This window comes from Pseudomonas sp. (assembly GCF_030698175.1).
In the GTDB taxonomy this organism is placed as follows: Bacteria; Pseudomonadota; Gammaproteobacteria; order Pseudomonadales; family Pseudomonadaceae; genus Aquipseudomonas.
The window spans coordinates 131,574-141,548 of record NZ_JAUYNT010000003.1 but is presented as its reverse complement, the minus strand read 5'-3'; the positions used below and the strand labels follow the sequence as shown (position 1 = coordinate 141,548).

The window sequence follows — 9,975 nt, the reverse complement described above, 5'->3', positions numbered from 1 at the left end:
GTGTGGCGACCAAGTATCTCGTCAATTACTTGGGTTGGCGACGCATGCTAGAGCGGTATGCAAAGCGTATTCAGCCCGAGTTTTGCCTGCAAGAGGCCGTTGGGCGACCCCTTCAACAGTTAACGGGTACATAGCCTTTTTTATGACCGTCGAGCGCGCTACTTGTGCAGATGCTCGGCCGCATGCAGGGTGTTTTCCAGCAGGCAGGCGCGGGTCATCGGGCCGACGCCGCCGGGTACCGGAGTAATCCAGCTGGCGCGGGGCAGGGCGGTTTCAAACACCACGTCGCCGATCAGCTTGCCGTCGGCCTGACGGTTGATGCCGACATCGATGACGATGGCGCCTTGCTTGATCCATTCACCTTTAACCAGGCCGGGTTTGCCGGCGGCGACGACTACCAGGTCGGCGCTGGCCAGATGGCCGGGCAAGTCTTTGGTGAATCTATGGGTGACGGTCACGGTGCAGCCAGCCAGCAGCAGCTCCAATGCCATCGGCCGGCCGACGATGTTGGAGGCGCCGACAATCACCGCGTGCATGCCATACAGGTCTGCGCCCGTGCTCTGCAGCAGGGTCATGATGCCTTTTGGGGTGCAGGGCCGCAGTACCGGCATGCGCTGGGCGAGGCGGCCGATGTTGTAGGGGTGAAAACCGTCGACGTCTTTGTCCGGATGGATTCGCTCCAGCAGCAGGGATGCGTCTAAATGCGCAGGCAGTGGCAATTGCACCAGGATGCCGTCGATCTTCGGGTCGGCATTGAGTTCATCAATCAGCGCCAATAGCTCGGTTTGCTCGGTGTCTGCGGGTAAGTCGTAGGCTTTAGAGAAAAACCCGACTTCTTCGCAGTCTTTGCGTTTGTGTGAAACGTAAACTTCGGAGGCGGGGTCGTTGCCGACCAGAATCACTGCGAGACCGGGGGCGCGTAGGCCGCGCTGGCTGCGCTCGGCGACACGTTGGGCGATCTGCTGGCGGAGGCTGGCGGCAATCGCTTTGCCGTCGATCAGTTGTGCGGTCATGTCGCTTGGTTAACCATCAATATGAAATAAAGAAGAGCGCGCATTCTCGCATGACCAGCTCGGCGGGCAAAGGCGGCGCCCAAGGAAAATCCGCTAACTCCTTTATCTTGCTGATTTTTTTAAGATTAACTGTTGACGGCGAAGTGCTTGCTAGCTAATATTTGCCCCGCTTGACGAGCACAACCCGCTACTGGGTAACTAGCTAAAGCATGACGAAAGTTGATGTCGCTCTAGTTAAGCTTTTGTCAGCCCTCGTCAAGAGTGCCGATGAATAAGCGCCCGTAGCTCAGTTGGATAGAGCATCCGCCTTCTAAGCGGATGGTCGCAGGTTCGAGTCCTGCCGGGTGCGCCATTAGGCAACTTAGGTAAAAGGGCGATACAAGCAACGCAATATGGTGGGTGTAGCTCAGTTGGTAGAGCACAGGATTGTGACTCCTGGTGTCGAGGGTTCGATCCCCTTCATCCACCCCATATTATGAAAGCAAGCCAGACTTAATCGTCTGGCTTGTTTGCTTCAGAGCTACACGCGGACGTGGTGGAATTGGTAGACACACTGGATTTAGGTTCCAGCGGCGCAAGCTGTGAGAGTTCGAGTCTCTCCGTCCGCACCAATTAAGTGCTTGTTTTTAAAGGGTTTTTTAAAGTGGCCGACCAAAAACGGTTGTTTTGGGATCACCTTGGGATCAGGCAAGAAAAAAGGCAGCTCCGAAAGGGCTGCCTTTTTTCGTTTCTGCGCTGTCGATGTGCGGCTGTTGTTGGGGCTGCGCCTGCCACGGATCGTAGTCGGCTTGTACGCCGAGCCAAGCGCGTGCCTTGCCTATGCCTGCCAGCTCCAGCCTTACAGCAAGATAGGGGCTCATCGTTGCATGGCTGTGCAGGACGCGGGATTAGAAGAACACCTCTACCGGCACCTTGAACCGCTCTGCTAGGGCGCGAATGTGGCGGACGTTGAGCTGGCGTTTGCCGCTGAGAATTTCCGATACGACTGACTGCGCGCCGATTTCCGACAGGTCATTTTGGCCCAGTCCATGTTCTTGCATCAGGTAGCGCAGTATTTCGGCACCGCTGACTTTCGGCATGGGGCGCTGCTCGTCGTCATAGGCTTCGATCAGGTCACCTATGTGCGATGCCAAGCTGGCTAGAGGGTTGGTTTCATCATCGCCGACGATGTCGAGTAGTTCGTCCAGGGCGTTCACCAAGGCGTCGTAGTCGTCTTCGCTGGTTGGTTTGCTGAGCAGCGGGGCCACATAACGCCAGTGTTCGCTGGCTTGTTTGATCAGCGCGGACATGATTATTCCCTCCACTTGCTTTTGTCGTAATCAGTGTGATCCAGCACATGCTGGATGTAGAGCTTCTGGGCGCGGTAATGCACCACGGCGATCAGTCGCAGCTTGTTGCCGCCGATGTCGAACACATGTTGCGGGCCGACCTTGTCGGTTGCCGGGAAGAGGTTCTTCATTTCGGCGAAATCTTTCGGGCTGCTGGTTTTGATCAAGCGATACCACGCATCGAGGGCGTTGGCGGCGTTTGGCCACCGCTCTTTGGCTGCCCAGATGCGCTTTTGCGTGATGACATGCATACCCTGTCCTAAATCGCATTTTGCTATGTTGGTATGCTATCGCAATACCACGACTATAGCAAAGTGCGATATTTAGGCGCTGGCGCCTTGCAGCGTCTTCCATGGTTTGGTCGAGGGCGGCAGCCTGGGCATCGGTCGATTCAGTTTGCTGCGCGGCGATGCCAATCCCCGCTAATTCGGCCGCTAAATGTCGGATGCAAGTGCTTTGGCTAGCCGGGCAGGAGCGCTGTTGAGCCGTAATCTAAGTGGCTGTTTGGCAGGCCGCTAAGCTATTTTCTAGCTCCTCGCGTAGCGTGCAGCCGCGTTTGGCGATAAACACCAATTGCGTCGCTGAGTTCGTGTTGCCTGTGGCTGGAGTGAATTGGCTACGGCTGCCGACATGCTGTAGCCAGTGCGGCGTCTGGTTGCCGTGCAGGACGACTAGCCCTTTGAGGCGAAACACCTCTGCCGGCAGACGCGCCAACCAGGCGCGCAAGGCGCGGGGCTCGAGTGGTTGCTGACTTTGCCAGGTCCAGGTTTCAAACAGTTGCGTGTGCGCAGGGCTGACGGGGTGCAGTTGCAAGCCGCCGGGCGCGGTCCTGTCGGCCAGCAGCAAGGCATCCGGCAGCGCCGCTTGCACGGTGTTGAAAACGCGAATGCGCTCGCCCAAACGGTTGCGCACACTGGCCAGCTCGCTTGGGCTAACCAGGTCGGACTTGTTCAATAGCACCAGGTCGGCGCAGGCCACCTGAGCGCGGCAAAGGCGGGCGTAATCACCCTCCAGAGCGCTATAGCCGCTGGCGTCGACCAGGGTGATCACCGCGTCCAGGTGCAGTTGTGCGCGTAATTGCGGGTAACCGAGGGTCTGCACGATGCGTTGTGGATCGGACACCCCGCTGCACTCGATAACGATGCGCTCCAGCCGCGGCGTCAACTGCGTCAGGCTGATCAGTTGCGCCAGCAGATCCTCTTGCACGGTGCAGCAGATGCAGCCGTTTTGCAGGCTGTAGACCGCGTCGCTGACCTCGGCAATGATCGCCGCATCGATGTTCAGTTCACCAAAATCGTTGACGATCACCGCCAGCCTTTCGCCTTCGCTGCGCTGGACCAAACGGTTGAGCAGGGTGGTCTTGCCCGCTCCGAGAAACCCGGCGACCACGGTGACGGCGATGCTGCTGCTCATCAGGCTTTACCTTCCAGTACCGGGGGTTCGCCTTGCCAGGTGGCTTGCAGTGGCGTGTCGGTAAAGATGCCGAGCCGGTCGTACACCGGCCGACCTTCGACGAAGGTCAGTTGCACCTGGGTACGGTGAATGTAATTGCGTGGCGGCTGGGCGAACAGGTCGCGGTCGAGCACGATCATGTCCGCCGACTTGCCCACCTGCAGGCTGCCGGTCAGATGCTCCAGGCCCATGGCGTAGGCGCCGTTGAGCGTCACCACTTGCAAGGCCTGCTCGATGCTGATCGGTTCGCCGAAGCAGTCCGGTTCCTGGTTCCATGGGTTCTGCCGGGTAATCATGGTTTCCAGGGCCAGCCAGGGGTCGATGGAAGCCACCGGCCAGTCGGTGCCCATGACTGCGATGCCGCCGGCCGCCAGCACGCCTTTGAAGTCATAAATGCGCTTCAGCCGCTCCTGGCCGTAACCCGAGCGCGCTCCCGTGGCGAAGGGGGTCGGGTACCAGGCCGCCGGGGAAAACTCGGCGATCACCTGCAGTTCTTGAAAGCGCTTGAGGTTGCCCGGATGCAGCAAGGTACTGTGCGCACACTGGTGGCGAATGCCGCTGAAACCATTGCGCCGCCGCGCTTCGGCAACTGCGTCGAGAAACACGTCGGAGGCACCGTCACCGGTGCAATGGGCGATTACGCGCAGGCCGCGGCGGTCCATATCCACCACCATGTCGGTGATGTGCTCGGGAGTCAGGTTGAGCTTGCCGCGCCAGTTCGCTTCCGCCGGCCAAGGGCTCAGCAAGTAGGAGGAGCGCGGTTCCACGGTGCCGTCGAAGTGGAACTTCACCGCGTTGGCATTCAGCCGGGCGCTGCGGTAGTAATGCCGCTCGCCGCTGAGCAGCTCCCAACGCCGACGCACCGGGAAAATGTCGTCCTGCCAGCTGATGGCGGCTTCGACACGCAGGGTTAACTCGCCGCCATCGTCGAGTTGTTTTAAGGCTTCCAGACGTCGTTCGCAGACGTGCACATACTTGGTTGCCGTAACCCCACGGGCACTCTGGAAGTGCACGCCGTCGCGGTAGGCGCGGCGCAGTACAGCCACGGGAGTCGGCGGCATGGCCGCGTGAATCAACGCATAGGCGCCATCGATCAGCAGGCCATTGGGTTCGCCACTCAGTTCGTCACGCTCCAGATAACCGTTGCGCGGGTCGGCGGTGCTGCGGTCGATGCCGGCCAGCTCCAGGGCCTTGGAGTTGACCATCATGGTGCCCCACATACGGTCGAGCAGCGCCACCGGGCGATCCGGCATCACGCTGTCGAGCCACTCGCGGCCGGGTGTTAAACCGGCTTCGCGGAAGGTGTAGCGCACCCAATATTGGCCATAGATCCAGCCGTCCTCCGGATGGCTGTCGGCGTAGGCGCGAATGGCCTCGGTCAGCTGCTCAGGCGTTGGATCTTCGAGGCCCACATCCAGATCATCGCTGTAGCGGGGCGCCAGTGCCAAGTCGGGATGGGTGTGCATGTCATGCAGGCCGGGCATGCAAAACGCCCCGGCCAGATCATGCTGTTGGGTGTGCGGGCCGATCAGTGCCTGCAGCGCTGGTAGGCTGCCGACCGCGATAAAGCGCCCGTCGCGGATGGCCACCGCCTCAGCCCAAGGCTGCGCGGGGTCGAGGGTGTAAAAGCGGCCGTGGCTGAGAATCAGGTCGGCGTATTGATCAACTGCGACATGGGTCGAGGAAAAATTGTCAGAACGAATCACGCTGGTAGCCTCTGGTGCTCAAACAATGGCGCAAGTCGTTAGTGGCCTGCGCGCAGGGACTCGACGAAGCCGGCAATGCGCTGACAGGCATCTTTCAGCGCCTTATCAGCCACGGTGAAGGACAGCCGCACAAAACCCTGGGCACTGGCGCCAAAGGCCTGCGCATCCAGCACCGAAACGCCGGTCTGGCGAAACAGTTGCCAGGCAAAGTCCATGCTCGACAGCCCGGTGCGGCGCACATCGACCAGCATGAACATGCCGGCGTCCGGAATCCGACAATCCAGTTCTGCGACTTGACTGAGGCCGGCGACTACCAGATCGCGGCGGCGGCGATACAGTTCGCGGGCTTGACTGACGATCTGCTCATCGAGTTCCAGGGCTTTGATCGCGGCTTCCTGAATAAAGCCCGGCAGGCCGTAGAGCATGCACAGCAATAGGTTGTCTAAATGCCCGATCAGGGTCGGTGGTGCGACCACCCAACCGACCCGCCAACCGGTCATCGCATGGGATTTCGACAGACTATTGAGAATCACCGTGCGCTCGGCCATGCCGGGGAATGTCGCGATGCTCAAGTGCTGTTTGCCGTAGGTGATTTGCCCATACACCTCATCGGAAATAACCCAGAGGTCATGGCGTAGCGCGACTGCGGCGACTGCTTCCAGTTCTTCGCGGGTGTAGACGTTGCCGGTGGGGTTGCACGGGGTGGCCAAGGCAATGCCGCGGGTTTTCTCGGTGACTGCGGCTTCCAGCGCCGCAGCGGTCAGACGAAAACCGTTTTCCGCCGGCTGCTCGATGGTGGCAATGCTCGCGCCTGAGGCATGGATACAGGCCTCATAGGTCAGGTACATCGGTTCCGGGACCAGCACCTCGTCGCCCTGGCCGAACAGGCAGAGTGAGGTGGCGAATAAACCGTTTTGCGCGCCGGCCACCAAAGCGATGTTCTCGGCATGCATGGGCATGTCGAGTAAGCGACTTTGCTTGGCCGCGATGGCTTCACGCAGCGCTGGGCGGCCGAGCACATGGGTGTAATGGGTGTCGCCGTGGCGCAAGGCATCGACGGCGGCGTCACAGATAGCACTGTCGGTGGCGAAATCCGGATCACCGACGCTCAACACAATGACGTCTTCGCCACGGCCGCGCGCTTCGATGGCGGCGTAATGAATGTCCCAGGCACTCACGGCTTCGCCGCTGATCCGCTGGACAAAAGGTGAATAACGCATGCTCTGCTCCTCGCCGGCGTGTTCGCCAGCGTTCATTGTTAGAGGGTCATCGGTGGGCTCAGGCTTGGCGCAGGGGGGCTTTACCCATGCGCGAAAATCCATACTCAATTACAAACGCCAGGATGATGTAGATCAGCGCCACTGCCAGCAGCGGTTCATAGACGCGCAAGGATTGCGCGCGCACCAGGTTGGCGGCGCCGAGCAGGTCGGTGACGGCCACGGTCGAGGCCAGCGCCGTGGATTTGAGCAGCATGATGCTTTCGCCGGCTAACGTCGGCTTCAGAATTTGCAGCGCCCGTGGCAGCCAAACCCGCCGCAGTAATAACCACGGTCCCATGCCATAGGCGCGGCCGGCCTCCAGCTCACCGCGGGGCACGGCGCGCAAACCGCCGCGCAGCACTTCACCGACATAGGCGCCCACGCTGAGTACCAGCGCCAGCGCCACGTACCAGAAACCTTCGCGCAGATAAGGCCACAGCCAACTGCCACGAATCAGCGGGTAGCTGGCAAACACGCTGCCGACCCCGTAATACAGAATATAAATTTGCACCAGCAGCGGCGTGCCGCGAAACACGCTGGAGTAAGCCCGCATGCAGTTGGCGAGCAGGCGGTTCGGCGATAAACGCCCCAGCGCCACTGTGATCGCCAGAATGAAGCCGAAAAACCCCGCCAGTACCAGTAGCGCGAGGGTAATACCGACACCGCGCAGCAGTTCAGTGGCAAACACACTCAGCCAAGAAAAATCCATTACGCCCCCCTCAATGTTTTGGCATCCAGCGGTTGGAGTGCCGTTCAATCAGTTGAAAGACCACATTGGAAAGCAGGGTCATGATGAAATAGATCGCCGCAACCGACAGATAGAACACCAGGTAATGCTTGGTGGAGCCGGCCGCCTGTTTGCCGACCGAGAGTAATTCGCTATAGCCGACGACACTGATCAGCGCACTGTCCTTGATCAGCACCAGCCACAGGTTGGACAGCCCACCCATCGCATAGGGCAACATGCTTGGCAGGATCACCCGCCGCAGCAACAGCAAGCGCTCCACGCCAAAGGCCCGCGCCGCTTCAATCTGGCCGAAGGGGATGGCCTGAATGGCGCCGCGGATAATCTCGGCCGAATAAGCCCCCTGGACAATGCCCAGCACCAGCACCGCGGCGACAAAGCCATTGACCTGCACACTGGACTGGCCCAGTGAGGCCAGTAGCGCGTTGAGCAAGTCGGTGCCGGCGTAATACAGCAGCAAAATCAGCAGCAACTCCGGCACGGCCCGATACAGGGTGGTGTAACAGTTGGCCAGGCTAACCATCCATGGCGCGCCTTTTAGCTTGATCAGCGCGACTACCAGGCCAATCGCTAGGCCGAGCAAGAAGGCCCCTGCAGAAATCTGCAGGGTGATCACTGCGCCATGGAGCAGCGCGACCAGCCAGCCATCGGTGATGAATAGCTGTGATATTTCGGGCAATGACATGATGATCTGCGTCCGCTAATAAACAGGCTGCTAGTACGCGCAATCAGTGGGCAGAGATGTCCATGCTGAAATAGCGACTGCGAATCTTGTCGTAAGTACCGTTGTCGCGCAGAGCATCCAGGCCCTTGTCAATCTTGGCCTTCAGCGCGGTATCACCTTTGCGGATGGCCACCCCGACGCCGTCGCCAAACAGTGGATCGCTGGGGGCATTGCCCAGGTCGGCGAGGTTTTCGCTGCCGGGGGCTTTCAGCACTGGCTCAACGCTCAAGGCGTCCAGCAGGGTGACGTCGATACGGCCGCTTTGCAGGTCGGCGTTGATATCGTCCTGGGTGTTGTAATAACGCAGGCTGGAGTCCTTGTAGTACTGCTTCACGTAAGCGGCGTTGGTGGTGGAACTCTGCACGCCGATTTGCTTGCCCTTAAGCCCGGCCGGGGAGGTGTCGCGTGACAGGCTTTTATCGCCCAGCCAGGTGGCCGGAGTCTGGTAGTAAGGCTTGGAGAAATCGATCACTTGCAGACGCTCGGGGGTGATGCTCACCGAGTTGAGGATGGCGTTAATCTGATTGGCCTGCAGCGCCGGAATCAGACCGTCCCAGGAGATTTCTTTCAGCGTGCATTGCACCTGCATCTGCTCGCACAGGGCGCGCACCAGATCCGGTTCAAAACCTTGCCACTCGCCGCTACCGGCCTTCATGGAAAACGGCGGATAGGGTTCCAGGGTAATACCGAAAATCAGGCTTTCGGTTGCACTTACCTGAGCTGCGGCCAACGCCAACAGACAGCCACCGGCAATAACGCTGAAGATCTTTTTCATGGGTTTACCTTTATGTGAGTTTTATTGTTGTTAAGCACACATGCATGCAAGGTTGCAGTTCACTGCGGTTTTACTCGGTCGTTACAGCTCTGTTGTCACAAGCTCTGTCGTTACAAATCATGCCGTCACAAACTGGCGGCAGCGCTCACTGCGCGAGTGCAGAAAGAGTTGCTCGGGCGGCCCTTCTTCTTCGACCAGTCCTTGATGGAGAAACATCACCTTGCTCGACACCTCGCGGGCAAAGGCCATTTCGTGGGTGACCAGAATCATCGTGCGGCCTTCCTCGGCGATGCGCTGAATCACCCGCAGCACTTCACCGACCAGTTCCGGGTCGAGTGCCGAGGTGGGTTCATCCATTAACAATACTTGTGGCCGCATGGCCAAGGCACGCGCAATGGCTACCCGCTGTTGCTGACCACCCGAGAGAAAGGCCGGGAACACATTGCGCTTGTCGATCAGGCCGACTTTCTCCAGCAGGTGTTCGCCGTGCGCGATGGCTTCCTTGCGGTCCTCGCCCAGCACATAGACCGGCGCCTCAATGACGTTCTCCAGCACGCTGCGGTGCGGCCACAGATTGAAGTTTTGAAACACCATGCTCAGGCGGGTACGCAACCGTGCTACTTGGCGCGGGTCGGTGATGATCGGTTTGCCGCTGCGGTCTTTACCGAGCAAGACTTCTTCACCGTTGATGCGCAAGCTGCCGGCGCAGGGGATTTCCAATAAGTTGATACAGCGCAGTAAGGTGCTTTTGCCCGAGCCGCTGGAGCCGATTAACGAGACGACCTCACCTTCATTGGCGCGCAGTGAAATGCCCTTGAGGACGTGGTGATCGGCATAGCTTTTATGCAGATCATCAATCGCCACTACCGGCTTGACTGGGTTTGAGTGCAATTCCAAGGATCGACCCTCTTATTATTTTCAAATCATCTACTGCGACAGCTGAGTCCTGCTCGTAGCCGCTGTAAAAATCAGC

Annotated in this window: 10 protein-coding genes, 3 tRNA genes and 2 pseudogenes; 4 read left to right on the top strand and 11 right to left on the bottom strand. The window is 59.4% G+C overall.

Annotation, left to right across the window (positions count from 1 at the left end; genetic code table 11):
• Positions 1-134: pseudogene (locus Q8R10_RS01765) on the top strand (IS1595 family transposase); the annotation flags it as partial.
• 24 nt (positions 135-158) lie between these two features.
• On the opposite strand, the gene folD reads toward Q8R10_RS01765, so the two are convergent.
• Positions 159-1,013, bottom strand: a complete 855-nt coding sequence (folD, locus tag Q8R10_RS01760) for a bifunctional methylenetetrahydrofolate dehydrogenase/methenyltetrahydrofolate cyclohydrolase FolD (protein WP_305650449.1) — start codon at positions 1,011-1,013, stop codon at positions 159-161.
• Positions 1,014-1,288: 275 nt separating this feature from the next.
• On the opposite strand from folD, the gene Q8R10_RS01755 reads away from it, so the two are divergent.
• The 3 genes from Q8R10_RS01755 to Q8R10_RS01745 all read left to right on the top strand — a co-directional run bounded on the left by Q8R10_RS01755 (position 1,289) and on the right by Q8R10_RS01745 (position 1,624).
• Positions 1,289-1,365 (top strand) — tRNA-Arg (locus Q8R10_RS01755).
• Between the two features lie 43 nt (positions 1,366-1,408).
• A tRNA-His gene (locus Q8R10_RS01750) sits at positions 1,409-1,484 on the top strand.
• A gap of 55 nt (positions 1,485-1,539) precedes the next feature.
• A tRNA-Leu gene (locus tag Q8R10_RS01745) sits at positions 1,540-1,624 on the top strand.
• Between the two features lie 72 nt (positions 1,625-1,696).
• Here the strand turns inward: Q8R10_RS01745 and Q8R10_RS01740 are convergent.
• The 10 genes and pseudogenes from Q8R10_RS01740 to Q8R10_RS01695 all read right to left on the bottom strand — a co-directional run.
• Positions 1,697-1,900, bottom strand: a pseudogene (locus Q8R10_RS01740) (hypothetical protein); the annotation flags it as partial.
• Complete coding sequence (locus Q8R10_RS01735) at positions 1,901-2,302, bottom strand: type II toxin-antitoxin system HigA family antitoxin (protein ID WP_305650448.1); 402 nt, start codon at positions 2,300-2,302, stop codon at positions 1,901-1,903. It abuts the pseudogene before it with no gap.
• Positions 2,303-2,304: 2 nt separating this feature from the next.
• Positions 2,305-2,592: a type II toxin-antitoxin system HigB family toxin gene (locus Q8R10_RS01730; RefSeq protein ID WP_305650446.1), complete on the bottom strand. Its 288-nt coding sequence runs from the start codon at positions 2,590-2,592 to the stop codon at positions 2,305-2,307.
• Between the two features lie 241 nt (positions 2,593-2,833).
• Entirely contained in the window at positions 2,834-3,754 is a 921-nt protein-coding gene (locus Q8R10_RS01725; protein ID WP_305650444.1) for a GTP-binding protein, read from the bottom strand.
• Positions 3,754-5,499, bottom strand: a complete 1,746-nt coding sequence (locus tag Q8R10_RS01720) for an amidohydrolase (RefSeq protein ID WP_305650442.1) — start codon at positions 5,497-5,499, stop codon at positions 3,754-3,756. The genes Q8R10_RS01725 and Q8R10_RS01720 overlap by 1 nt, the downstream gene beginning before the upstream one ends.
• A gap of 38 nt (positions 5,500-5,537) precedes the next feature.
• Positions 5,538-6,719 (bottom strand): pyridoxal phosphate-dependent aminotransferase, encoded by a 1,182-nt coding sequence (locus Q8R10_RS01715; protein WP_305650440.1) that lies wholly within the window; start codon positions 6,717-6,719, stop codon positions 5,538-5,540.
• Between the two features lie 58 nt (positions 6,720-6,777).
• Positions 6,778-7,467: an ABC transporter permease gene (locus tag Q8R10_RS01710; protein WP_305650438.1), complete on the bottom strand. Its 690-nt coding sequence runs from the start codon at positions 7,465-7,467 to the stop codon at positions 6,778-6,780.
• Between the two features lie 10 nt (positions 7,468-7,477).
• Complete coding sequence (locus Q8R10_RS01705) at positions 7,478-8,188, bottom strand: ABC transporter permease (RefSeq protein WP_305650437.1); 711 nt, start codon at positions 8,186-8,188, stop codon at positions 7,478-7,480.
• A gap of 43 nt (positions 8,189-8,231) precedes the next feature.
• Entirely contained in the window at positions 8,232-9,002 is a 771-nt protein-coding gene (locus Q8R10_RS01700) for a transporter substrate-binding domain-containing protein (RefSeq protein ID WP_305650436.1), read from the bottom strand.
• Between the two features lie 117 nt (positions 9,003-9,119).
• A complete protein-coding gene (locus Q8R10_RS01695) occupies positions 9,120-9,899 on the bottom strand; it encodes an ABC transporter ATP-binding protein (protein WP_305650434.1) in 780 nt (259 codons plus the stop codon).
• Positions 9,900-9,975: the final 76 nt, after the last annotated feature.